General features: G+C 63.2%; 20 protein-coding genes and 2 tRNA genes. 7 read left to right on the top strand and 15 right to left on the bottom strand.

All coding sequences use genetic code 11. The annotated features are described in order from the left end of the window. On the bottom strand, nucleotides 1-1325 hold a 1325-nt coding region (locus J8G26_RS08600), incomplete at its 3' end, for a biotin/lipoyl-containing protein (RefSeq protein ID WP_210568613.1). Nucleotides 1326-1342: 17 nt separating this feature from the next. Next, nucleotides 1343-4057: a pyruvate dehydrogenase (acetyl-transferring), homodimeric type gene (gene aceE / locus J8G26_RS08595; protein WP_210568612.1), complete on the bottom strand. Its 2715-nt coding sequence runs from the start codon at nucleotides 4055-4057 to the stop codon at nucleotides 1343-1345. A 168-nt stretch (nucleotides 4058-4225) separates the two neighbouring features. Here aceE and J8G26_RS08590 point away from each other — a divergent pair, with 168 nt between their 5' ends. The 5 genes from J8G26_RS08590 to J8G26_RS08570 all read left to right on the top strand — a co-directional run bounded on the left by J8G26_RS08590 (nucleotide 4226) and on the right by J8G26_RS08570 (nucleotide 11213). Then, complete coding sequence (locus tag J8G26_RS08590; RefSeq protein ID WP_210568611.1) at nucleotides 4226-6790, top strand: PAS domain S-box protein; 2565 nt, start codon at nucleotides 4226-4228, stop codon at nucleotides 6788-6790. Beyond that, the gene (locus tag J8G26_RS08585) at nucleotides 6787-7413 is read left to right on the top strand and encodes a response regulator transcription factor (protein WP_210568610.1); all 627 of its coding nucleotides are present in this window, start codon (nucleotides 6787-6789) and stop codon (nucleotides 7411-7413) included. Before J8G26_RS08590 ends, J8G26_RS08585 begins: the two co-directional genes overlap by 4 nt. 73 nt (nucleotides 7414-7486) lie before the next feature. Further along, nucleotides 7487-8341: a bifunctional methylenetetrahydrofolate dehydrogenase/methenyltetrahydrofolate cyclohydrolase FolD gene (folD, locus tag J8G26_RS08580; protein ID WP_087745922.1), complete on the top strand. Its 855-nt coding sequence runs from the start codon at nucleotides 7487-7489 to the stop codon at nucleotides 8339-8341. A gap of 66 nt (nucleotides 8342-8407) precedes the next feature. After that, entirely contained in the window at nucleotides 8408-10453 is a 2046-nt protein-coding gene (locus J8G26_RS08575) for a M3 family metallopeptidase (RefSeq protein WP_210568609.1), read from the top strand. A 118-nt stretch (nucleotides 10454-10571) separates the two neighbouring features. Continuing rightward, nucleotides 10572-11213, top strand: a complete 642-nt coding sequence (locus tag J8G26_RS08570; protein ID WP_087745925.1) for a glutaredoxin family protein — start codon at nucleotides 10572-10574, stop codon at nucleotides 11211-11213. A gap of 68 nt (nucleotides 11214-11281) precedes the next feature. Here the strand turns inward: J8G26_RS08570 and rpiA are convergent, their stop codons facing one another. Beyond that, nucleotides 11282-11971 (bottom strand): ribose-5-phosphate isomerase RpiA, encoded by a 690-nt coding sequence (gene rpiA, locus J8G26_RS08565; RefSeq protein WP_087745927.1) that lies wholly within the window; start codon nucleotides 11969-11971, stop codon nucleotides 11282-11284. Between the two features lie 38 nt (nucleotides 11972-12009). Between rpiA and J8G26_RS08560 the strand changes: the two genes are divergently transcribed. Next, a complete protein-coding gene (locus J8G26_RS08560; protein WP_210568608.1) occupies nucleotides 12010-13092 on the top strand; it encodes a quinone-dependent dihydroorotate dehydrogenase in 1083 nt (360 codons plus the stop codon). Nucleotides 13093-13174: 82 nt separating this feature from the next. On the opposite strand, the gene J8G26_RS08555 is transcribed toward J8G26_RS08560, so the two are convergent. The 4 genes from J8G26_RS08555 to J8G26_RS08540 all read right to left on the bottom strand — a co-directional run bounded on the left by J8G26_RS08555 (nucleotide 13175) and on the right by J8G26_RS08540 (nucleotide 15459). Next, nucleotides 13175-13486: a hypothetical protein gene (locus J8G26_RS08555; RefSeq protein WP_087745931.1), complete on the bottom strand. Its 312-nt coding sequence runs from the start codon at nucleotides 13484-13486 to the stop codon at nucleotides 13175-13177. Continuing rightward, nucleotides 13483-13878 carry a phage holin family protein gene (locus tag J8G26_RS08550; RefSeq protein ID WP_087745933.1) on the bottom strand — a complete coding sequence of 132 codons (396 nt, stop codon included), beginning with the start codon at nucleotides 13876-13878 and terminating at the stop codon, nucleotides 13483-13485. The genes J8G26_RS08555 and J8G26_RS08550 overlap by 4 nt, the downstream gene beginning before the upstream one ends. A gap of 39 nt (nucleotides 13879-13917) precedes the next feature. Continuing rightward, the gene (locus tag J8G26_RS08545; RefSeq protein WP_087745935.1) at nucleotides 13918-14220 is read right to left on the bottom strand and encodes a DUF883 domain-containing protein; all 303 of its coding nucleotides are present in this window, start codon (nucleotides 14218-14220) and stop codon (nucleotides 13918-13920) included. 141 nt (nucleotides 14221-14361) lie between these two features. Then, nucleotides 14362-15459, bottom strand: coding sequence for an NAD(P)/FAD-dependent oxidoreductase (locus tag J8G26_RS08540; RefSeq protein ID WP_210568607.1), 1098 nt, complete (start codon nucleotides 15457-15459; stop codon nucleotides 14362-14364). Nucleotides 15460-15649: 190 nt separating this feature from the next. On the opposite strand from J8G26_RS08540, the gene J8G26_RS08535 reads away from it, so the two are divergent. Then, nucleotides 15650-18352: a molybdopterin-dependent oxidoreductase gene (locus J8G26_RS08535; protein ID WP_210568606.1), complete on the top strand. Its 2703-nt coding sequence runs from the start codon at nucleotides 15650-15652 to the stop codon at nucleotides 18350-18352. 120 nt (nucleotides 18353-18472) lie between these two features. Here J8G26_RS08535 and J8G26_RS08530 read toward each other — a convergent pair. From J8G26_RS08530 to iscU, 8 genes are all read right to left on the bottom strand, one after another. Beyond that, nucleotides 18473-18547 (bottom strand) — tRNA-Val (locus J8G26_RS08530). A 42-nt stretch (nucleotides 18548-18589) separates the two neighbouring features. Continuing rightward, a tRNA-Val gene (locus tag J8G26_RS08525) sits at nucleotides 18590-18664 on the bottom strand. Nucleotides 18665-18701: 37 nt separating this feature from the next. Beyond that, a complete protein-coding gene (gene dnaQ / locus J8G26_RS08520) occupies nucleotides 18702-19415 on the bottom strand; it encodes a DNA polymerase III subunit epsilon (protein WP_210568605.1) in 714 nt (237 codons plus the stop codon). 72 nt (nucleotides 19416-19487) lie between these two features. After that, nucleotides 19488-19826, bottom strand: a complete 339-nt coding sequence (fdx, locus tag J8G26_RS08515; RefSeq protein WP_087745939.1) for an ISC system 2Fe-2S type ferredoxin — start codon at nucleotides 19824-19826, stop codon at nucleotides 19488-19490. 106 nt (nucleotides 19827-19932) lie between these two features. Continuing rightward, a complete protein-coding gene (gene hscA, locus J8G26_RS08510) occupies nucleotides 19933-21804 on the bottom strand; it encodes a Fe-S protein assembly chaperone HscA (protein WP_210568604.1) in 1872 nt (623 codons plus the stop codon). Between the two features lie 70 nt (nucleotides 21805-21874). Beyond that, nucleotides 21875-22393 carry a Fe-S protein assembly co-chaperone HscB gene (hscB, locus tag J8G26_RS08505; RefSeq protein WP_087748277.1) on the bottom strand — a complete coding sequence of 173 codons (519 nt, stop codon included), beginning with the start codon at nucleotides 22391-22393 and terminating at the stop codon, nucleotides 21875-21877. A gap of 83 nt (nucleotides 22394-22476) precedes the next feature. Beyond that, nucleotides 22477-22800 carry an iron-sulfur cluster assembly protein IscA gene (iscA, locus tag J8G26_RS08500; RefSeq protein ID WP_087745943.1) on the bottom strand — a complete coding sequence of 108 codons (324 nt, stop codon included), beginning with the start codon at nucleotides 22798-22800 and terminating at the stop codon, nucleotides 22477-22479. A gap of 2 nt (nucleotides 22801-22802) precedes the next feature. Then, the gene (gene iscU, locus J8G26_RS08495; RefSeq protein ID WP_087745945.1) at nucleotides 22803-23204 is read right to left on the bottom strand and encodes a Fe-S cluster assembly scaffold IscU; all 402 of its coding nucleotides are present in this window, start codon (nucleotides 23202-23204) and stop codon (nucleotides 22803-22805) included. Nucleotides 23205-23221: the final 17 nt, after the last annotated feature.

Raw genomic sequence — 23221 nt, 5'->3', positions numbered from 1 at the left:
CCATTGGGTGTGTCGGCCGCGAAGCCGATGTGGAAGTACTGCTTGAGCACCAGCTGGTCGCCGTCGAGCGAGCTGTTGAACTCGGGGAACTTCTTGAGCGCGGCCACAGCAGCCTTGATCATGAAGGCGAGCATGGTGACCTTGACGCCGCTCTTTTCGTTCTCTTTGTTGAACTGCACGCGAAAGGCTTCGAGGTCGGTGATGTCCGCGTCGTCGTGGTTGGTGACGTGCGGGATGACGACCCAGTTGCGGTGCAGGTTGGCGCCGCTGATCTTCTTGATGCGCGAGAGGTCCTTGCGCTCCACCGGGCCGAACTTGGTGAAATCGACCTTGGGCCAGGGCAGCAGATCAAGTCCCACGCCGGAGCCGCCACCACTTGCAGGCGCCTTGGCCGCCTGGGCCTTGGTCTGCACGGCGCCTGCCATCACCTGCTTGGTGAAGGCGGCCACGTCGTCCTGGGTGATACGGCCCTTGGGGCCGGTGCCCTTGACCTCGTCGATGGGCACACCCAGTTCGCGGGCGAACTTGCGCACCGAAGGCGATGCATGGGGCAGGCCTGCCGTGGGCGTGCCGGGCTGGTGAGCGGGAACGGCCACCGAGACTGTGGCAGCGGCAGGCACAGCTACCGCTGCAACTGCGGCAACTGCGGCAACTGCGGCAACTGCGGCAACTGCGGGGGCAGCCACGGGGGCTGCCGCTGCCGCTGCCACAGGAGCAGGTGCTGCCGCTGCGGTGGCGCCTTCCAGCACGGCCACCAGATCGCCGATGTTGACGGTGTCGCCGATCTTGACCTTGAGTTCCTTGAGCACGCCAGCGGCGGGAGAAGGGATCTCCATGGAGGCCTTGTCGGACTCGACGGTGAACAGCGACTGCTCACCCTTGATGGTGTCGCCAACCTTGACCAGCATCTCGATGACGGCCACGTCCTTGAAATCGCCAATGTCGGGCACGCGCACTTCCAACGGGCCGGTGGGCGCTGCCGCCGCCACAGGAGCGGCGCTGGGAGCCGGCGTTGTTGCTACTGTTTGAGTAGCTGCTTGCGCTTGCTGCGATTGGGCTGGAGCCGTATTTGACTCAGAAACAGCCCCCACAACGTCGAGCGTCAGCACCACCGAGCCTTGCTTGACCTTGTCGCCGACCTGCACGCGCAGCTCTTTGACGACGCCCGCGTGGCTCGAAGGAATCTCCATCGATGCCTTATCGGACTCCACCGTGATCAGCGATTGCTCGGCCTTGACGGTGTCGCCGGGCTTGACCAGCAACTCGATCACGCCGACTTCGTCGAAGTCACCGATGTCCGGAACTTGGATTTCTACCAATGCCATTGTTGTCTCCGGTTCGGTTATGCGTACAGCGGGTTGATCTTGTCAGCATTGATGCGGTACTTGGCAATCGCCTCGGCCACCTTGGTGGCGGGCAGCACGCCGTCTTCGCTCAGCGCCTTGAGGGCGGCCACGACGATGTAGTGGCGGTTCACCTCGAAGTGCTCGCGCAGCTTGCTGCGGAAGTCGCTGCGGCCAAAGCCGTCGGTGCCCAGCACCTTGTAGTTGCGGCCCTTGGGGATGAAGGGGCGGATCTGCTCGGCATAGGCCTTCATGTAGTCGGTGGATGCGACCACGGGGCCGGTGCTGGTGCCCAGCTGTTGCGCCACAAACGGCACACGCGGCGTCTCCAGCGGGTGCAGCAGGTTCCAGCGGTCGGCGTCCTGGCCTTCGCGGGTGAGTTCGTTGAAGCTGGGGCAGCTCCATACATCGGCCTGCACGCCCCAGTCGGCCGCCAGCAGCGTTTGTGCGGCCAGCGATTCGCGCAGGATGGTGCCCGAGCCCAGCAGCTGCACGCGGGTGCCGCCCTCGGCACCGGGCTTGCACAGGTACATGCCCTTGATGATCTGCTCTTCCGTGCCCACCGTGAGGCCAGGCATGGGGTAGTTCTCGTTGAGCAGCGTGATGTAGTAGAAGACGTTCTCCTGCTGCTCGACCATGCGCTTCATGCCCCGGTGCATGATCACGGCCACTTCGTGGGCGAAGGTGGGGTCGTAAGTCACGCAGTTGGGGATGGTGTTGGCCAGGATGTGGCTGTGACCATCTTCGTGCTGCAGGCCTTCGCCGTTGAGTGTGGTGCGCCCTGAGGTGCCGCCCAGCAGAAAACCGCGCGCCTGCATGTCGCCGGCGGCCCAGGCCAGGTCGCCAATGCGCTGGAAGCCGAACATCGAGTAGTACACGTAGAACGGCACCATGATGCGGTTGTTGGTGCTGTAGCTGGTGGCTGCAGCGATCCAGCTGGCCATGCCGCCGGCTTCGTTGATGCCCTCTTGCAGGATCTGGCCGGCCTTGTCTTCGCGGTAATACATGACCTGATCGCGGTCGACCGGGGTGTACAGCTGGCCCTTGGGGTTGTAGATGCCGATCTGGCGGAACAGCCCTTCCATGCCGAAGGTGCGGGCCTCGTCCACCAGGATGGGTACCACGCGTGGGCCCAAGGCCTGGTCGCGCAGCAGCTGCGTGATAAAGCGCACATAGGCCTGCGTGGTGCTGATCTCGCGGCCCTCGGCCGTGGGGTCGAGGATGGCCTTGAAGGTTTCGAGAGCGGGCACGGTGAAGTGCTCGTCGGCCTTCACGCGGCGGTGCGGCAAGTAGCCGCCCAGCGCCTTGCGGCGCTCGTGCAGGTACTTGATTTCGGGCGTGTCGTCGGCCGGCTTGTAATACGGAAGCTTGTGCAGCTCGCTGTCCGGGATCGGGATGTTGAACCGGTCGCGGATGTACTTGATGTCTTCGTCGCTGAGCTTCTTGGTCTGGTGCACGGTGTTCTTGCCTTCACCGGCCTTGCCCATGCCATAGCCCTTGACGGTCTTGACCAGCAGCACGGTGGGCTGGCCCTTGTGCTCGTTGGCGGCGTGGAAGGCGGCGTAGACCTTGGTGGGCTCGTGGCCGCCGCGGCGCAGTTCGAACACCTCCTCGTCGGTCATGTGCTCGACGAGCTGCAGCGTCTCGGGGTACTTGCCAAAGAAATTCTTGCGCACAAAGGCACCGTCGTTGGCCTTCATGGCCTGGTAGTCGCCGTCGAGCGTTTCCATCATGAGCTGACGCAACTTGCCCGTCTTGTCGCGGGCCAGCAGCGCATCCCAGCCGGCACCCCACAGCAGCTTGATGACGTTCCAGCCGCTGCCACGGAACTCGCCTTCGAGCTCCTGCACGATCTTGCCGTTGCCGCGCACCGGGCCGTCCAGGCGCTGCAGATTGCAGTTGACCACGAACACCAGGTTGTCGAGGCTCTCACGCGCCGCCAGGCCGATGGCGCCCAGCGATTCGGGCTCGTCCATTTCGCCGTCGCCGCAGAACACCCAGACCTTGCGGTTTTCAGTGTTGGCAATGCCACGGGCATGCAGGTACTTCAAGAAACGCGCCTGATAAATGGCCATCAGCGGGCCCAGTCCCATCGACACGGTAGGGAACTGCCAGAACTCGGGCATCAGCTTGGGGTGCGGGTAGCTGGACAGGCCCTTGCCGTCCACTTCCTGACGGAAGCTGTCGAGCTGCTCTTCGGTCAGGCGGCCTTCAAGATACGCACGCGCATAGATGCCGGGCGAGCTGTGGCCCTGGATGTAGAGCAGGTCGCCGCCGTGGTTCTCGCTTTCGGCGTGCCAGAAATGGTTGAAACCCGCACCAAACATGCTGGCCACGGATGCGAACGAGCCGATGTGCCCGCCCAGGTCGCCGCCGTCGGCAGGGTCCAGGCGGTTGGCGCGCACCACCATGGCCATGGCGTTCCAGCGCATGTAGGCGCGCAGGCGCTTTTCGATGGCGATGTTGCCGGCGCAGCGGGCTTCCTGCTCGGGCTCGATGGTGTTCACATACCCCGTGTTGCCCGAAAACGGCATGTCGATGCTGTTCTGGCGGGCGTGCTCCAGCAATTGCTCGATCAGAAAGTGGGCGCGCTCGGCACCCTCTTTGTCGATGACTGCGGACAGTGCGTCCATCCATTCGCGGGTTTCTTGCTGATCGGTGTCGATCGCGGGCGCGGCGCCGTTTCCGGCCAGAGGGGCGGGCTGAGCTGACATGCTTGTCTCCTGTGTATAGGTGTGCAATTTAGTACGTTGTCACTAGTTTCGCATATTTTTTTTATCATTTCAAATAGTGCTTTGTCGTTTCATATAATGATATTTTGCTGCAAACGCACATCCAGCCGGCAGCCCATAAACCGCTCCAGCCTCCTCTACACTTGCCGCATGGACAACACCCCCGCCACTGCCCAGCCCGCGCCGGCCGCTCCCATGGCCGCCCTCGCGCGCAAGTGGCGCACCTGGTGGCGCAGCCTGTCGCCCGCGCGGCAGGACCGATTTGCCGCGCTGGCGCCCTTGGCCGCCGTGCTGCTGTTCATGGCGGCCATCGTGTCAGCCTTCTGGTATCTGCGAGCCGAGGAAGTCGAGCGCGAACACGAAGCCCTCAAACGCGATGTGGAATACGCCCAGCAACGCGTGCGCCTGCGTCTGCTGGAACGCCAGGAGCAACTGATGCGCATCGCACGGGACCTGTCCAACCAGGAACTGGATCGCGCCGAGTTTGTCGGCCGGGCCGAATCCCTGATCAGCCAATACCCCGAGCTGCAGGCCATCACCTGGATCGATGAAAAGCGGCGCATCCGCGCCAGCCATGCCGCCCCCACGTTGGGCAGCAGCGAGTTGCGCGTGGCCGGCGAAGTGCTGACCCCCGGCGACACCGCAGACGCCTACGAGCTGGCACACGACCTGCTGCAACCCGTGTATTCGCAACCCATTGCCACGCAGGGCGACCCCACACCGCTGCTGCAATTGCAGGTGCCGCTGAACCAGCAGGGCAAATTCAGTGGCGTTGTGCTGGGGGAATACTCCACCGACAGCCTGCTGCGCTATGGCACGCCCACCGAGGTGCTGGCACGCTATGCCGTCACGCTGCTCGATGGCAAGAACCAGGTACTGGCAGGCACGCCCCTGGCCCGCCGCAACCCCAGCACCCAACTGCTGCCATGGAGCCCGAGCGCCAACGAGTACGAAGTGCCCGTCTCGCCGGTGGGCAACGGCCTGGTGCTGCGTGCGCAGGCCTACCGCACTTCGCTGGGCGTGGTGGGCAACGGCCTGTTCTGGCTGGTGGGCACGCTCAGCGCCATGACGGCCTGGATGCTGATTGCCACCTGGCGACACACCCGCCGCCGGATGCAGGCCCAGCAGGCGCTGGTGGCGGAAACCAACTTCCGCCGGGCCATGGAAAACTCCGTGCTCACCGGCATGCGCGCCCTGGACCTGCAAGGGCGCATCACCTATGTGAATGCAGCGTTCTGCCAGATGACGGGGTGGAGCGAGACCGAGCTGGTGGGCCTGACAGCTCCCTTCCCCTACTGGCCCGAATCCGACTACGAGGCGCTGTATGCCAAGCTGCGCGACGAGCTCAGTGGCAAAACCCTGGGGGGCGGGTTTCATGTGCGCGTGCGGCGCAAGAACGGCACGCAGTTTGATGCACGCCTGTATGTGTCGCCGCTGATCGACGCCCATGGCCAGCAAACAGGCTGGATGACGTCGATGACCGACATCACCGAGCCCAACCGCATCCGCGAGCAGCTGTCTGCATCCTACGAGCGCTTCACCATCGTGCTGGAGTCGCTGGACGCCTCGGTCTCGGTAGCGCCGCTGGGCAGCCAGGAATTGCTGTTTGCCAACAAGCTCTACCGCCAGTGGTTTGGCTCGCAAACCGTCGGCCACCTGCAGCTGGTGGCGCAGGCGGGCGTGGTGCCGGCGGCGGTCAGCAGCCCTGCAGGCATGGACGATGAGGACGGCCTGATGGGCCTGCCCACCGACTCGCTGACCAGCGCACGGACGGAAAACACCGAAATTTACCTGCCCGACCTGGGTAAATGGCTCGAAGTACGTTCACGCTACCTCAACTGGGTGGACGGGCGACTGGCCCAGATGGTGATTGCCACCGACATCACGCCGCGCCGCCTTGCCGAGGAGCAGGCAGCCCGGCAGGCCGAGCGAGCCCAGTCGGTCAGCCGCCTGATCACCATGGGCGAGATGGCGTCGAGCGTGGCGCACGAACTCAACCAGCCGCTCACCGCCATCAACAACTACTGCAGCGGCATGGTTTCGCGCATCCAGAGCGGCCAGCTGACCGAAGAAGCGCTGCTGACGGCCCTGCAAAAAACAGCCCACCAGGCGCAGCGCGCAGGGCAGATCATCCAGCGCATCCGGGCCTTCGTGAAAAAGAGCGAACCCAATCGCGCACTGGCCGATGTGCATTCGATAGTGAGCGAGGCGGTCGAGCTGGCCGACATCGAGCTGCGCCGCCACAACGTGCGCCTGACCCACTACATCGCCGCGCGACTGCCGCCCGTGATGGCAGACACCATCCTGATCGAACAGGTGCTCGTCAACCTCATGAAGAACGGTGCCGAGGCCATCCAGATGGCCAGCCGCCCCACGTCCGGGCGCAGCGTGGAGCTGCGCGTCGTGCCCAAGCAGATCGAAGACCGCGACGTGGTGGAGTTTTCCGTGCAGGACACAGGCAAGGGATTGGCGCCCGAGGTGCTCGAACACCTGTTCGAAGCCTTCTTTTCCACCAAGGAAGAAGGCATGGGCATGGGACTGAACCTGTGCCGCAGCATCGTCGAGTCGCACCACGGCCGAATGCAGGCACAGAACCTCTACAATGGTTCCGAGGTCACAGGCTGCCGGTTTTCCTTCTGGCTTCCGCTTGCCAAGCCTGTGGATGCCACTACAAATTCTGTAGCAAACGCACAACCCCCAAGGACAATTGCATGAGTTTGATTCCGAACAAAGGCACCGTTTACGTGGTGGATGACGACGAGGCGGTTCGCGACTCCCTGCAGTGGCTGCTGGAGGGCAAGGACTACCGGGTACGCTGCTTTGATTCGGCCGAAACCTTTCTCTCGCGCTACGACCCGCGCGAGGTGGCCTGCCTGATCGTGGACATCCGCATGGGCGGCATGACCGGGCTGGAGCTGCAGGACCGCCTGATCGAGCGCAAATCGCCCCTGCCCATCGTGTTCATCACCGGCCACGGCGATGTACCCATGGCCGTGAACACCATGAAGAAAGGCGCGCTCGATTTCATCCAGAAGCCTTTCGACGAAGAAGAATTGGTGGGCCTGGTCGAGCGCATGCTGGACCACGCCCGCGAGGCCTTTGCCGGCTACCAGCAAGCCGCCAGCCGCGATGCCCTGCTGTCCAAGCTCACGGGCCGCGAAGCCCAGGTGCTCGAACGCATCGTCGCCGGCCGTCTGAACAAGCAGATTGCCGACGACCTGGGCATCAGCATCAAGACCGTGGAGGCGCACCGCGCCAACATCATGGAAAAGCTCAACGCCAACACCGTGGCCGACCTGCTCAAGATTGCCTTGGGCCAGAACGCCGCCAAAGCCTGATTACTCACTTTTTAATAGCTTGCAGCGCTTATAGACAAAGCGCTACAAGCCATTTTTGCTTGTATTTTCTGACATGACCGCACAACCCATCGACGGCAACGCCCTGTCCCGCCAACTGCGCTCTGAAGTCGCAGAGCGCGCCCTCTCTCTCAAGGCCCGTGGCGTCACGCCCGGTCTTGCCGTCGTCTTGGTGGGCGACAACCCCGCCTCCCAGGTCTACGTGCGCAACAAGGTCAAGGCCTGCCATGATGCTGGCCTGCACTCGGTGCTGGAGCAATACCCGGCCGACCTGAGCGAGGCCGAGTTGCTGGCACGCGTCGATGCCCTCAACAACGACCCGGCCATTCACGGCATCCTGGTGCAGTTGCCATTACCGAAGCACATTGACGCGCAAAAGGTGATCGAAGCCATCTCGCCCGCCAAGGACGTGGACGGTTTTCACATCGCCAGCGCCGGAGCGCTGATGACCGGCATGCCCGGCTTCTGGCCCTGCACGCCATATGGCTGCATGAAAATGCTGGAATCGATCGGCTATGACCTCAAAGGCAAGCACGCCGTGGTCATTGGCCGCAGCAACATCGTCGGTAAGCCCATGGCGCTGATGCTGCTGGCAAAAAATGCCACCGTCACCATTTGCCACAGCGCCACGAGCGACCTCAAGGCACAAACCCTGCAGGCCGATGTAATCGTCGCCGCCGTGGGCAAGCGCAACGTGCTCACGGCTGACATGGTCAAGCCCGGCGCCGTGGTGATCGACGTGGGCATGAACCGCAATGACGAAGGCAAGCTCTGCGGCGATGTGGATTTCGGCGGTGTGAAGGAAGTGGCCGGCTGGATCACCCCTGTACCCGGAGGGGTGGGCCCCATGACCATTACCATGCTGCTGGTCAACACCCTGGAAGCCGCCGAGCGCGCTGCAGGCGCCTGAAGCCCGCCGCCGTTTCCCGAGGCCTCGCCACTTGAACCCGCGCCACGAGGCGCCATCTAGAACCGCATGAGCAACGCCCTCCTCGACTTCACCGATCTTCCCCTGTTTGACCGGATCACGCCCGCCGACGTCGCCCCCGCGATGGACGCGTTGCTGGACAAGGCCAACGCGGCCCTCGAAACGGTCACGGCCGCCGATTTTCCGGCCCGCTGGGATGCCATTGCGAAGGTGCTGGACGTCGCCACGGAACATCTGGGCACCGCCTGGGGGGCCGTCAGCCATCTGAACAGCGTGGCCGACACACCGGAGCTGCGGGCCGCCTACAACGCGGCATTGCCCCGGGTCACCGAATTCTGGACCCGCCTCGGCGCCGATGAGCGCCTGTATGCCAAGTACAAGGCCATCGACCCTGCCACGCTGATCCCTGAGCAGCGCCAGGCCCACAAGAATGCCGTGCGCAATTTTGTGCTCAGCGGCGCCGAACTCACCGGGGCTGCGAAAGAGCGTTTTGCGCAGATCCAGGAACGGCAGGCCGAGCTGAGCCAGAAGTTCAGCGAAAACGCGCTCGATGCCACCGACGCCTTTGCCTACTACGCCACGGCAGAAGAGCTCGATGGCGTGCCCGCCGACGTGCAGCAAACGGCACTGGCGGCGGCCCAGGCCGAAGGCAAGAGCGGCTACAAGCTCACGCTCAAGATGCCCTGCTATCTGCCGGTGATGCAGTTTGCCACCCGCAGCGCGCTGCGCGAAACGATGTACCGCGCCTACGTGACGCGCGCCTCCGACCAGGCTGAAGGCGATGCCCGGCGCTTCGACAACTCGGCGCTCATCCGTGAAATCCTGGCGCTGCGCCGCGAGGAGGCACGCCTTCTTGGTTACGACAATTTCGGCCAGGTGTCGGTGGTGCCCAAGATGGCCCAATCGCCCGACGAGGTAGTGACCTTTCTGCGCGACCTGGCGCGCCGCGCCCGCCCCTACGCCGAAAAGGACGTGGCCGATCTGCGCGACTTTGCGGCCAGCGAGTTGGGCCTGCACGATCCACAGGCCTGGGACTGGCCCTATCTTGCCGAGAGGCTCAAAGAGGCGCGCTACGCCTTCAGCGAGCAGGAAGTCAAAAAATATTTCACGGCCCCCAAAGTGTTGGCGGGTCTTTTCAAAATCATCGAGACGCTGTTCGAGGTCAGCATCCGCCGCGACAGCGCACCCGTGTGGAACCCTGCCGTCGAGTTCTATCGCATCGAGCGCAACGGCCCCAACGGCACGGAACTGGTAGGCCAGTTCTATCTCGACCAGCCCGCCCGCACCGGCAAACGCGGCGGCGCCTGGATGGACGATGCGCGCACCCGCTGGCTGCGCCCCGACACCGGCGTGCTGCAGACCCCCGTGGCACATCTGGTGTGCAATTTTGCCGACGGTGTGGATGGCAAGCCACCGCTGCTCACCCATGACGACGTGATCACGCTGTTTCACGAATTCGGCCACGGCTTGCACCATATGCTGACGCAAGTGAACGAACGCGATGTATCAGGCATCAGCGGCGTGGAGTGGGATGCCGTCGAGTTGCCCAGCCAGTTCATGGAAAACTTCTGCTGGGAATGGAATGTGCTGCGCAACATGACTGCCCATGTCGATACCGGCGCGCCACTGCCGCGCGAACTGTTCGACAAGATGACCGCCGCGAAAAACTTCCAGAGCGGCATGGGCACGTTGCGCCAGATCGAATTTGCCCTGTTCGACATGCTGCTGCACACCGACCACGACCCGGCCCAGGACTTCATGCCCTTGCTGGCCGAGGTGCGCAGCGAGGTGTCGGTGCTGCCCCCGCCCTCGTTCAGCCGCACGGCCCACACCTTCAGCCATATTTTTGCCGGCGGCTATGCGGCCGGCTACTACAGCTACAAATGGGCGGAAGTGCTCAGCGCCGATGCCTATGCGGCCTTCGAAGAAACCGCCGGCAGCGACGGCCTGCCCAGCACCGAAACGGGCCGCCGCTACCGGCAAGCCATCCTGGAAGCGGGCGGCAGTCGCCCCGCCATGGAGTCCTTCAAGGCATTTCGCGGCCGCGAGCCCACGCTGGATGCGCTGCTGCGCCACCAGGGCATGGCCACTTAAAAGCAATGCTGCCAGCGCCTTTCTTTCGCGTGTTTTAGGTAATTTTTGGGCTCTAGCCCTTTAAATACAAGCGCTGGCAGCTATGATTTTTGATAGTCTACAGCCCAAAGGAAACCGCATGTTTAGCCTTCGCACCGCTTCCGCCCTTGCCGCCACCTGCGCCGCAGCCACCTTGCTGGCCACCGCCGCGCAGGCCCAGCAGGTGTATCGCATCGTCGGCCCCGATGGCAAGGTGACTTTCTCCGACCGCGCGCCCGCCGCGGGCGCCGAAAGTGCCACCCTCAGCGGCGGCCCGCGTAGCGCCAGCGGTCCGGAGGCCCTGCCCTACCAACTGCGCCAGGTGACCACGCGCTTTCCCGTGACGCTGTACACCAGCACCGACTGCGCGCCCTGCAACAGCGCACGCAACCTGCTCGCCAACCGTGGCATTCCGTTCACCGAACGCACCGTGACCAGCAACGACGACATCGACGCTCTCAAGCGCCTGAGCGGCGAGACCAGCCTGCCCTTTGGCACGATCGGCGCACAGCAGCTGCGCGGCTTCTCCGACGTCGAGTGGACCCAGTACCTGAACGCAGCCGGCTACCCGCAGCAATCGCAGCTACCGCCCAACTACCAGGCACCTGCCCCCACCCCCCTGGTGGCCGTCAAGCAGGCAACGCCTGCACCAGCTGCCACCTCGGCCCCAGCGCCACGGCCGGTTACTCCACCCGTCAACAACGGCCCCACGCCCAGCAATCCGGCAGGGATCCGCTTTTGATGGCCCGCGCACGTTCAAAACTGGTCGCGCCACGTTCTCCTTCGCTCCCAGCGATCACTGGCTGAATTTCAGCAGGCCAGGATCTTCACGCCCTGCGCCGTGCCCAGCAGGCAGATGTTGGCTTTCTGGTGTGCAAACACGCCCACCGTCACCACGCCCGGCCACTGGTTGACTTCGGTCTCGAAAGCCAGCGGGTCAGTGATGGTCAGACCTCGCACATCCAGGATGTGCTGGCCGTTGTCGGTCACCAGCGGCTGCCCATCCTTCATGCGCAGGCTTGCCACGCCGCCCAGCGCGGCAAACCGCCGCGCAATGTGCTGCGCCGCCATGGGAATCACCTCGACCGGCAATGGAAAGCGGCCCAATGCCGGCACCAGCTTGGACGCATCGACGATGCAGACAAAGCGGCTGGCCAGGGCTGCCACAATCTTTTCGCGCGTCAGCGCAGCGCCGCCGCCCTTGACCATGTAGCCCTGTTCATCGATTTCATCCGCACCATCGATGTACACCGCCAGCGACTCCACCTCGTTGGCATCGAACACCGGTATTCCCAGTGCCTTGAGTCGCTCTGTGCTGGCCACCGAACTAGACACGGCGCCCCTGATCTGATCCTTCATACCAGCCAGGGCGTCGATGAACTTGTTGACTGTGGAGCCCGTGCCAACCCCCACAATGCTGCCTGGCACCACATATTGCAGCGCTGCCTGGCCTACCATGGCCTTGAGTTCGTCTTGGGTCAAAGGATGTGAAGTCGTCATGGGAGAGAATCAAAAGGTAATCCTCGAATTATCTTCCCATGTCATTGATCCCCTACGCCCTCACCCGCCCCTTTCTTTTTGGCATGGACGCTGAAGCCGCCCACGAACTCACCATGGGCATGCTTGCGCGGGGCCAGCACACCCCCATGCAGTGGGCCTGGTGCAACGAAACCGTAGACGACCCCATCGAGCTGGCCGGGCTGACCTTTCCTAATCGCGTGGGTCTGGCCGCAGGCCTGGACAAAAACGCCCGCTGCATCGACGCCCTGGGCGCCATGGGCTTCGGGTTTGTGGAAGTGGGCACGGTCACACCCAAGGGACAGCCGGGCAACCCCAAGCCTCGTATGTTCCGCCTGCCCGAGGCGCGGGCCCTGATCAACCGGCTGGGCTTCAACAACGATGGCCTGGATGCGTTCATTCACTACGTGCAGCAGGCCCGCTTTCGCACGCAGAAACGCAAGCACCCCATGTTGCTCGGCCTGAACATCGGCAAGAACGCCAGCACGCCGATTGAAAACGCCACCAGCGATTACCTCACCTGCCTGGAGGGGGTGTACCCGCACGCCGATTACGTCACGGTCAATATCAGTTCGCCGAACACGCAGAACCTGCGCGCACTGCAAAGCGACGCAGCACTCGATGCCCTGCTGGGCGCCATTGCCGAACGCCGAGAAACACTGGCCGCGCAACACCCCCAGAAGGACGGCAAAGGCGCCACCAAGGCGCGCCGCGTGCCCATCTTCGTCAAGATTGCCCCGGACCTTGACGAGGCGCAGGTGTCGGTGATCGCCGCCACGCTGCAACGCCATGGCATGGATGGCGTGATTGCCACCAACACCACCATCAGCCGGGAAGCCGTCAAGGGAATGCCCCATGCCAATGAACTGGGAGGGCTTAGCGGCGCACCCGTGCTGGAGGCCAGCAACCAGGTGATCCGCCAACTGCGCGCCGCGCTGGGAAGCCGTTTTCCCATCATCGGCGTGGGCGGCATCCTGAGCGCCGAAGACGCCCTGGGCAAAATCCGCGCAGGGGCGGACGTGGTGCAGATTTACACCGGCCTGATTTATGAAGGCCCCGCACTCGTTGCAAAGGCAGCGCGCGCCATCAAGGCGATGGGCTGACCGTCTGATTCATGGGCGACATACGAGGCCTTGCGCTGCCCCGTATGTATGGAGGGCAACCTCGCCCTATCGCCCTATCGCCCTATCGCCGCAGGCCCATCACCAGCGGCAGCGCAACCCCTGCCCACCGGATCAGCCGGCGTGGGCCTGCCGCAATGGCCACGCCGGCCAGGGCGGCCACTGTTGCGGCAGGGTGCTGACGGGCAAAGGCAACAGCGCGCGCCAGAAACGGGGCATCGGCATCCTCTGTCCCCGCAACGGCAGCCAAAGCCTGGGACTGCAACCGGGCGGCGCGGCGAGCGCGCAAACGCTCGCGCTGCACGGCAATGCGGTCCAGCACCTTTTGCTGCGCGGCCGTTGCATGCACGGGCAAAGCCTGTTCGGAAGAGTTCACAAGCGCTCCTTGATATCACGCCAGTCTTGCGACAACTCACGCCGGGTGAGGGCAAAGCCATTGCCCGTGCTGCGCACCACCGCGACCAGCCTGAAAATGGCAGCGCACCAAGCCACCAGCCAGGTGCCGGCCACCACCCAGGCGACCAGTCCACGGTGCGGAGTGTCCCAGAACTGCACCAGCACGGCCAGCGACAACAACACCAAGGTCACCACGGTGAGCCCGGTGACAGCAATCAACAGCACCAGCAAATGCTGCAAACGCTGCTTTTGCTCCAGCCATTCCAGGCGCGCCAATTCCAGCCGGTCTTCAGCAGCAATGGCTCCTTCGATGACATTCGCCCGCCAGCGCGCCGCGAATGCCTCCAGCCCAAGCAGGGAGAGCCAGTTCATAGGAGCCGTCCCTGCGTGAGCGGGATGGACGGCAGTCGATCAGCGCCGCGCAAGCAAAAAGCCCACCAAAGCGCCCACGGCCAACGCCGCGCCGGCAACGCGCCAGGGCTCGTCGTGGGCGTAACGGTCGGCCGCCAGGGCGGCGTCCTTGGCCTGGCGTGCAGCCTCTTGTGCGGCGCGCACGGTCGACTCGCGCACCGAGTGCAAGCCGTCGTCCAGACGCTGGCGCAGCACCTTGATCTCGGGGAAAGTATCCAGATCCCTGCTGGCCAGCAAGCCGCGCAGATCAGAAACCAGTTTTTCGAGTTCGCCCTGGGTGGTTGTGGTGTCAGAAGCAGTCATAGAGGCCTTTCGTTGCAATAAAGGAGCAGCACCTGCAGCACAGACGCTGCAAGCGCTTGTGGATCATCTTAGCGACATGCCCAGAAACCGTCACGCCGCATGGTCGGTAAACGTTACCAAAAGACCGGGATTTGACGCATGTCAAACCATATGGAGCACATGGCCGGCAATGGCCAGTGCGCTGGTGAGGCCCGGAGATTCGATGCCAAAAAGATTTACCAAGCCCGGCACGCCATGGTCGCGCGGCCCCTGGATAAGAAAGTCTGCAGCGGGTGCGTCGGCGCCATGGATCTTGGGGCGGATGCCGGCATAGCCCGGCGCCAGCGCACCGTCGCGCAAGCCGGGCCAGTATTTGCGCACTTCACCGTAAAAAACGTCCCCCCGCGCCGCATCGACCAGCAGGTCATCGGCCGAGTCCACCCATTGCACGTCGGGCCCGAACTTGGCTTGCCCACCCAGATCCAGCGTCAGATGAACCCCCAGGCCTGCGGCCTCGGGCACCGGGTAGATCAGGTGGCTGAAAGGCGCCTTGCCGGTCAGCGTGAAATAGCTGCCCTTGGCGAAGTAGGCGGCCGGAATATGGCGAGTGTCGAGCCCAGAGAACTGCCGTGCCAGGGATGGCGCATGCAACCCAGCGGCATTGACCACGGTGCTGGCTTGCAGGCGCGTACCATCTTTCGCTTCCAAAAATATAGCATTCTGCGCGCACTCCGCATGGGCCAAAGGCGAATTCAACGCCACCAGCCCACCCGCATGTTCCAGATCACCCTGCAGTGCGAGCATGAGCGCATGGCTGTCCACGATCCCCGTGCTGGGTGAAAACAGGGCCGCCACACATTCAAGTGCGGGCTCCAATGCCCGGGCTGCGTCGCGGTCCAGCCACTGCAGGTCCAGAACACCGTTCGCAATGGCGCGCGCCTGAATCGACCGAAGGCCTGCCAATTGCGCGGGTGACGTCGCCACCAGAAGCTTGCCGCAACGGCGGTGCGGCACGCCGTGCTCGGCGCAATAGGCATACAGCAGATCACGGCCGTGAACGCACAGGCGCGCCTTGAGCGAACCGGTGGGGTAATACAGCCCAGCGTGAATGACCTCGCTGTTGCGTGAACTGGTGCCCGTGCCGATGGCGTCTGCGGCCTCCAGCACCATCACCTCGCGCCCCTGCAGCGCCAGCGCACGGGCCACGGCAAGGCCCACCACGCCCGCACCCACCACTACGCAATCAACTTGGTCCGTCATTTTTGTCGTCCTGTGCTCTGAAATTAGAGCTGCCAACTTTAATGGCTAGCGCAACGTGCTAATGCGCGGTGACCACGCAGGGGGAGGGTTTCGCCTAACAAAAATAATTGCGATTCCACTTGATGTGAGTCATTTTGTTTGACCATGACCTGCCGCTTAATGGAACGCATATCAACCGAGGATCTGTTTTATGAATTTCACTCGTCGCCAATGGATGGGCGTGGGCGCAGCAGGCATGTTGGGCGCTGTCGCCGCCGGAATGAAGCTGACCCCGATAGCGCAGGCCTTGGCCGCCACCGAGATGGACGCGGCCGCGCAGTTGGCCGCGCTGAAATCCTTCAGCGGCAAGGTGCCGCATGCCACCCACTACGGCCCGCTGATTGCTACGGTGGAGAAAGGCCGCATCGTCAAGATCGAGGCCCAGGCCAGCGACAAGATGCCCACCCCCATGCTGACCGAGGGCGTTCTGGACCGCACTTACGACAAGACCCGCGTCGCCGGCCCCATGGTGCGCAAGTCGTATCTGGAGTGGGAGCAAAACGGCCGCAAGGGCAGCAACAAGCCTGAGTTGCGCGGCAAGGACGAGTGGGTGCAGGTGAGCTGGGACACGGCCTTGGGCCTGACCGCCAAGGCCATCCTGGACACCATTGAAAAACATGGCAACGAAGGCTGTTTCTCCAGCTCTTACGGCGGCTGGTCGCACGCGGGTATTTTCCGCCCCAACGTGCTGCAGGGACGTTTTTTCAACCTGCTGGGCGGCTCGTCCATGACCACGGGCGACTACTCGACCGGTGCCGGTCAGATCATCATGCCGATGGTGATCGGCGACATGGAGGTGTATTCGGGCCAGACCGCGTGGGAACAACTGCGCGACAACACCGAACTGGTCGTGTTTGTGGGCTGCGACCCCGACAAGAACAACCGCATCGAATACACGGTGCCCGACCACGAGATGTACGGCGGCTGGGATGCCATCAAGAAGGCTGGCTGCAAGTTCATGTCCATCAACCCGCAGGTGACCACCACCGACGAAAAGATGGGCTCGGAGTGGGTGCGCATCATCCCCAACACCGACACCGCGCTGTTTTTGGCCATGGGTTATCACCTGCTCAGCCAGAACAAGCACAACCAGGCCTTCATCGACAAGTACACGGTCGGCTTTGACAAATACCGCGCCTACCTGGAAGGCAAGGACGGCACGCCGCCCAAGACACCCGAGTGGGCCGCGAAAATCACTGGCATTCCAGCGGCCAAGATTCGCTCCATGGCCGAGTTGATGGCGTCCAAGCGCACGCAGCTGTGCGGCTCGTGGGCCATTCAGCGCGCGCACCATGGCGAGATGCCTTACTGGGCCATCGTCAACTTTGCCTGCATCCTGGGCAACATCGGCCTGCCCGGACAAGGCGTGGGCTTTTCCTGGCACTACGGCGGCGGCGGCATGCCCCAGTCGGGCGGCACTGCGCCCACGGGCTTGTCGCAAGGGCGCAATCCGGTCAAGAAGATTTGCCCGGCTTCGCGCATCAGCGAGATGCTGCTCAACCCTGGCAAAGAGTTCACCTACAACGGCAGCAAGTACACCTTCCCCAAGGTCAAGCTGATCTACAACGCCGGCAACAACGCCTATTCGCACCAGCAGGACCTGAATGAACTGGCCCGTGCCATCAAGGACGTGGACACCATCATTTGCCAGGAACCTTGGTGGAACGGCTCCGCGCGCTGGGCCGACATCGTGCTGGCGGCCACCACCACGGTGGAGCGCAACGACATCACCTCAGCCGGCACCTACAGCATCGACAAGGTGTACGCGATGAAGCAGATCATCGCGCCGCAGTTTGATGCGCTGGACGACTTTGAAATCTTCCGCCGCCTTGCTGTGTTGTGCGGCGTTGAATACGCCTTCACCGAGGGCAAGACGCAATTGGACTACGTCAAGGCGGCCTACGAAGCCAGCAGCGCCGCCAAAGACACGCCCTTTGACAAGTTCTGGGCCGAGGGCATGGCGCGCATTCCGGTGCCCAAGGAGGCGCACAAGTGGGTGCGCCACGGCGACTTCCGCACCGACCCGGTGAAAAACCCGCTGCACACCACCAGCGGCAAGATCGAGATGTATTCGTCCATCATCGACAAGATGAACATCCCCGACATGCCGCCCATGCCCACGTGGCAAGAACCCGGCGAGTACCTGGGCAACGCGCGCAAGGGCCAGGTGCATGTGGTCAGCCCGCACCCGTACTGGCGCCTGCATTCGCAGTTGAACAACTCCGAGCGGCTGCGCAAGCGCTACACGGTCCAGACGCGCGAGCCGCTGACCATCAGTGTGGAAGATGCAAAAACCCACGGCATCCGCAACGGCGACCTGGTCGAGCTCTACAACGAGCGCGGCGCAGTGGTGGTGGGCGCACGGGTGTCCGACAAGATCATGCCCGGCGTGGTCAGCCTGTACGAGGGCGCCTGGCCGCAGCTTGACAGCAAGGGCCGCTGCAACAATGGCCTGGTGAACTTCCTGACCTCCAGCCGGCGCGCCAGCGGGTTGACGCAGGCCACCACGGCCAACACCTGCATTGCTTCGATACGCAAATGCACGGATGCTGACCCTGGCGGCACCAAGGCCTTCGATCCGCCCAAGATCGTCAAGAGCGACGTCAAATTTGACGAGAAGTTCTTCGGCATCGAGCGGGCTACCGCTCTGCGCGAAAAGGCCACCGCCTCGCTGTCACCGGCCGAGAAGATCTTCTACCAGCGCTGCACCGTGTGCCACGGCCCGCGCGATCCGGGCCAGTTCACCGAGAAGCAATGGCAAGGCATCACGCCCAGCATGTTCCAGCGCGCAGGCCTGACCGCTGACGAACAGAAGATCGTGCTCGACTTCCTGCTGGAAAACGCCAAGCACTAAGCCCGGCGCAGCCCTCTGATCAGCCCCGCGCAAGCGGGGTTTTTCTTTGGTGCGCCCGGTTTGGGTACACAAAGAAAAAGGGCCCAACATTTCTGCTGAGCCCTTGATTTCATTCAAAATTGGTGGGTGATACATGGATCGAACATGTGACCCCTGCCGTGTGAAGGCAGTGCTCTACCGCTGAGCTAATCACCCGTCGCGCGCCTTAAGAAGGGCTAGCGAGGCTGTCAGCAGACCTGGTGGGTGATACATGGATCGAACATGTGACCCCTGCCGTGTGAAGGCAGTGCTCTACCGCTGAGCTAATCACCCGTGTCGCTGTGACAGCCTTAGATTATGGCACAGCTTTTCAGACCGCCTGAGCGGATCGCCAAATTGTTTTTCCGCCGCTGGCCTTGTCGATCTGTGTCAGCACCTCTTCGTGGGCTGCGGCTTCCTGCTCGCTGGCCTGCAACACGGTCAAAGCCAAGCTGCGCAGGTCGATCTGGACGAAGTTGGCACCACCGGCACTTTCCTGCGCATCGTCAATGATCAGCAGCGCATCCTGGCCCCGCGTGAGGTTGATGTACACGTCCGCCAGCAGCTCGGCATCCAGCAAGGCGCCGTGCAGCGTGCGTCCCGAGTTGTCCACGCCCAAACGGTCGCACAAGGCGTCGAGCGAGTTGCGCTTGCCGGGATAAAGTTCCTTGGCCATGGCCAGGGTGTCGGTGATGCTGTCCACAAAGCTGCGGAACGCGGGGCGCCCCACAAGCTCCAGTTCCTTGTTCAGGAAGCTCACGTCAAACGCCGCGTTGTGGATGATGATCTCGGCCCCCTGCAGGTAGTCCAGCAGTTCATCTGCCACGGCAGCAAACTTGGGCTTGTCCTTGAGGAACTCATTGCTGATGCCGTGCACCCTGAGCGCATCCTCGTGGCTGTCGCGCCCGGGGTTCAGGTAGAAATGCTTGTTGTTGCCCGTGAGCTTGCGCGCCACCAGCTCCACGCAACCGATTTCGATGATGCGGTCGCCGCCCTCGGCGGACAGACCCGTGGTTTCCGTGTCGAGAACAATTTGCCGTGACATCAGGCCTCCCGTGGTGCGCGCGCTGCGCGGCGCAGGGCATTCATGCAGTGCTGGGCAAAAACACTGCGCATTTCAGTGGTTTTCCTTGGCATGGTTGATGGAGTATTTGGGGATCTCCACCACCAGGTCTTTCTGCGCAAGGATGGCCTGGCACGACAGGCGCGACTGGGGCTCCAGCCCCCAGGCGCGATCGAGCAGGTCTTCTTCTTCTTCCTCGGCCGCGTTGAGCGATTCCATGCCCGCGCGCACGATGACGTGGCAGGTGGTGCATGCGCAGCTCATGTCGCAGGCATGCTCGATGTTGATGTGGTTCTCCAGCAGCGCTTCGCAGATGGAGGTGCCCGCAGGCGCGGTGATCTCGGCGCCGGCGGGGCAATATTCAGGGTGGGGCAGTATCTTGATGACGGGCATGGCGTCGCTTTGGTGGTCAGGGCTTGCACAACCGATGCTGCATCCCTGAGGGATATATCGCCGGAATCAGCGAGTGCGCGTCTGCGTTGCTGCAAGCCATGAAGGGTTAAAGGGTTTGTACGTTCTTGCCGGCCAGAGCCTGCCGGATACCGCGATTCATGCGCTGCGCGGCAAAGGCCTCGGTGCCCTTGGCCAGGGCCTGGGTGGCCGCCTCGATGACGGCGGCATCGTCGGCATCACGTTGTTGGCTCAAGGCAGCCATCAAGGCATCGATGTCGGCACGTTCAGCCGGTGACAACACGTCGCCATCGGCGTCCAGGGCGCTCTGGGTGGCGATCAGCATGCGATCGGCATCCACGCGCGCCTCGACCACGGCCCGTGCGCGCATGTCCTGCGCAGCCGTGGCAAAGCCGTCCTGCAGCATGCGGGCGATCTGCTCGTCCGACAGGCCATAAGAGGGCTTCACGTCGATATGGGCCTCCACGCCGCTGCCCTGCTCTTTCGCATTCACGCTCAGCAGGCCATCGGCATCGACCGTGAAAGTCACCCGGATGCGGGCCGCGCCGGCCGCCATGGGCGGAATGCCACGCAGCTCAAAGCGCGCCAGGCTGCGGCAGTCCTGCACCAGGTCGCGTTCGCCTTGCACCACATGGATGGCCAGTGCGGTCTGGCCGTCCTTGTAGGTGGTGAAGTCCTGCGCCTTGGCGGTAGGAATGGTTTCGTTGCGGGCAACGATGCGCTCGACCAGACCACCCATGGTCTCGATGCCCAGCGACAGGGGAATCACGTCAAGCAACAGCAAATCGCCCGACGTGCTGTTGCCCGCCAGCTGGTTGGCCTGGATGGCAGCGCCCAGGGCCACCACCTCATCGGGGTTGAGATTGGTCAGGGGCTCCTTGCCAAAAAACTCGGCCACCGCACGCTGCACCTGGGGCATGCGGGTGGAGCCACCCACCATGACCACACCTTGAACGTCGTCGCGCGCAAGCTTCGCATCACGCAACACGCGGCGCACAGCGGTCATGGACCGCGCGGTCAACTCGGCGGTAGCGGCTTCAAAATCGGATTTTTTGACATCAAATCGCACGCTAACGCCCGCCAGATCAGCGGTAAAAGCTACCATTTCAGTAGCAGTCAAAGCCTCTTTGCAGGCTCTGGCCGCCATGCGGATGGCGGCCTTGTCAGTGGGTGTATCGGCGGACAAACCCTGTTGCGAAAGCACCCAGTTGGCAAGCGCTGCGTCATAGTCGTCGCCGCCCAGGGCGGAATCGCCGCCCGTGGCAATCACCTCGAAAACGCCTTGCGTCAGCCGCAGCACCGAGATGTCGAAGGTGCCTCCGCCGAGGTCGTAAACGGCATAAACGCCTTCGCTGGCGTTGTCCAGGCCGTAGGCAATGGCGGCGGCGGTGGGCTCATTGATCAGCCGTAGCAGGTGAATGCCGGCCAGCTTGGCTGCGTCCTTGATGGCCTGGCGCTGCGCGTCATCAAAATAGGCCGGCACCGTGATCACCGCGCCGTACAGGTCGTCGTTGAAGGTGTCTTCGGCCCGGTAACGCAGCGTGGCCAAAATCTCGGCGCTGATTTCGACCGGCGACTTGATGCCACCTGCCGTCACCAGACTCACCATGCCCCCCGCGCCGGCGTCGGTGCTTTGGACGAATTCGTAGGGCAGCTGCTCTGCCTGCGCCACGTCCTGCAGGCCACGGCCCATGAAGCGCTTGGCCGAGGCGATGGTGTTGCGCGCATCGCTGGACTGCGCCGCCACCGCGTCGTAGCCAATCTGCCGCCCGCCCTGCTCCAGGTAGCGCACCACCGAGGGCAGCAGCACACGCCCATCGCCATCGGGCAGGCACTCGGCCACGCCATTGCGCACAGCCGCCACCAGCGAATGTGTCGTGCCCAAATCAATGCCAACCGCAATGCGCCGCTGGTGCGGATCCGGGGACTGCCCGGGCTCGGAAATCTGCAAAAGCGCCATGAAAATCTTGTGTTCTACGTGATGAGGCACTGCCCTGCGGAAGATGCCTCGAAAAAGGGGGATGGTGCCGCTATTGTCCCAGTTGATCCCGCCGGCGCTCGATATCGTCGGCAAATCGCGCAATGAACATGAGGGCTCTGACCTGTTTCGCCGCAGCGGCGTAATCGCGCTGCTGGTCGATCAGTTGCCCGCAAAGTGCCAATGCCTGGCTTTTGGCCTGCTGCACCCCATCGTCCAGCACGTCCAGCTCGGCGGCTGACTGTGCATCGTCGAGTGACTCGCGCCACTCCATCTGCTGCATCAAAAATTCTGTCGGCATGGCCGTGTTGTCTTCGGCCTGGATGGGCGCGCCATGCAGCTCGCACAGGTAGGCGGCACGGCGCATCGGGTCTTTCAGGCGCTGGTAGGCCTCGTTGATGCGCACCGACCATTGCATGGCCACCCGCTGGGCGGCAGCGCCCTGGGCTGCGAACTTGTCGGGATGCGCTTCGCGCTGCAGTTCTTTCCAGCGCGCATCCAGTGCCGCCCTGTCCTGGGCGAAGCGTTGCGGCACGCCAAACAGCTCAAAATCGTCAGATTGCAGATTCATGCCCATACCAGGTCACACCAAATCAATAAAAAACCGCCAGCACGCAGCGCGATGGCGGTTTGGCGGCAATGCAGCAGACAGCATCAAACGCGGAAGCTCTCTCCACAGCCGCAACGGTCGCGTTCATTGGGATTGTTGAACTTGAAGCCTTCGTTGAGGCCTTCGCGCACAAAATCGAGCTCGGTGCCGTCAATGTAGGCCAAGCTCTTTGGATCGATCAGCACCTTGACGCCGTGGTTTTCAAACACGATGTCTTCGGGCTCGGAGTCGTCCACGTATTCGAGCTTGTAAGCCAGGCCCGAGCACCCGGTGGTCTTGACCCCCAGGCGCACGCCCAGCCCCTTGCCCCGGCGCGCCAGGTAACGGGTGACATGCCGGGCAGCAGCTTCAGTCAGCGAGATGGCCATGGTCAGGCTGCGGCCACCGCGCTGTGGTGCTTGGCCTTGTAGTCGTTCACCGCCGCCTTGATGGCGTCTTCGGCCAAGATGGAGCAGTGGATCTTGACGGGCGGCAGGGCCAGCTCTTCGGCAATTTCGCTGTTTTTCAGGGCTGCAGCTTCGTCCAGCGTCTTGCCCTTGACCCACTCGGTGACCAGCGACGACGAGGCGATGGCCGAGCCGCAGCCGTAGGTCTTGAAGCGTGCGTCTTCGATCACGCCGGTCTCGGGGTTCACCTTGATCTGCAGCTTCATCACGTCGCCGCAGGCGGGCGCACCCACCATGCCGGTGCCCACCGAATCGTCACCCTTGTCGAACGAACCCACGTTGCGGGGGTTTTCATAGTGGTCAACCACTTTGTCTGAGTAAGCCATGATGTGTACCTCTTCAA

The sequence above is a fragment of the Acidovorax sp. JG5 genome (assembly GCF_017939685.1).
In the GTDB taxonomy this organism is placed as follows: Bacteria; Pseudomonadota; Gammaproteobacteria; order Burkholderiales; family Burkholderiaceae_C; genus Acidovorax.
This window is presented reverse-complemented; position numbering and strand designations above follow the sequence as displayed.

Coding starts and splice junctions, on each gene's coding strand:
- J8G26_RS08560 (WP_210568608.1), top strand. CDS start 12,010: ATGTCATTGATCCCCTACGCCCTCACCCGCCCCTTTCTTTTTGGCATG.
- hscB (WP_087748277.1), bottom strand. CDS start 22,393: ATGAATCTGCAATCTGACGATTTTGAGCTGTTTGGCGTGCCGCAACGC.
- dnaQ (WP_210568605.1), bottom strand. CDS start 19,415: ATGTCACGGCAAATTGTTCTCGACACGGAAACCACGGGTCTGTCCGCC.
- J8G26_RS08590 (WP_210568611.1), top strand. CDS start 4,226: ATGGACAACACCCCCGCCACTGCCCAGCCCGCGCCGGCCGCTCCCATG.
- iscA (WP_087745943.1), bottom strand. CDS start 22,800: ATGGCCATCTCGCTGACTGAAGCTGCTGCCCGGCATGTCACCCGTTAC.
- J8G26_RS08575 (WP_210568609.1), top strand. CDS start 8,408: ATGAGCAACGCCCTCCTCGACTTCACCGATCTTCCCCTGTTTGACCGG.
- J8G26_RS08540 (WP_210568607.1), bottom strand. CDS start 15,459: ATGACGGACCAAGTTGATTGCGTAGTGGTGGGTGCGGGCGTGGTGGGC.
- J8G26_RS08550 (WP_087745933.1), bottom strand. CDS start 13,878: ATGAACTGGCTCTCCCTGCTTGGGCTGGAGGCATTCGCGGCGCGCTGG.
- J8G26_RS08535 (WP_210568606.1), top strand. CDS start 15,650: ATGAATTTCACTCGTCGCCAATGGATGGGCGTGGGCGCAGCAGGCATG.
- J8G26_RS08570 (WP_087745925.1), top strand. CDS start 10,572: ATGTTTAGCCTTCGCACCGCTTCCGCCCTTGCCGCCACCTGCGCCGCA.
- folD (WP_087745922.1), top strand. CDS start 7,487: ATGACCGCACAACCCATCGACGGCAACGCCCTGTCCCGCCAACTGCGC.
- iscU (WP_087745945.1), bottom strand. CDS start 23,204: ATGGCTTACTCAGACAAAGTGGTTGACCACTATGAAAACCCCCGCAAC.
- rpiA (WP_087745927.1), bottom strand. CDS start 11,971: ATGACGACTTCACATCCTTTGACCCAAGACGAACTCAAGGCCATGGTA.
- J8G26_RS08545 (WP_087745935.1), bottom strand. CDS start 14,220: ATGACTGCTTCTGACACCACAACCACCCAGGGCGAACTCGAAAAACTG.
- J8G26_RS08585 (WP_210568610.1), top strand. CDS start 6,787: ATGAGTTTGATTCCGAACAAAGGCACCGTTTACGTGGTGGATGACGAC.
- aceE (WP_210568612.1), bottom strand. CDS start 4,057: ATGTCAGCTCAGCCCGCCCCTCTGGCCGGAAACGGCGCCGCGCCCGCG.
- fdx (WP_087745939.1), bottom strand. CDS start 19,826: ATGCCCGTCATCAAGATACTGCCCCACCCTGAATATTGCCCCGCCGGC.
- hscA (WP_210568604.1), bottom strand. CDS start 21,804: ATGGCGCTTTTGCAGATTTCCGAGCCCGGGCAGTCCCCGGATCCGCAC.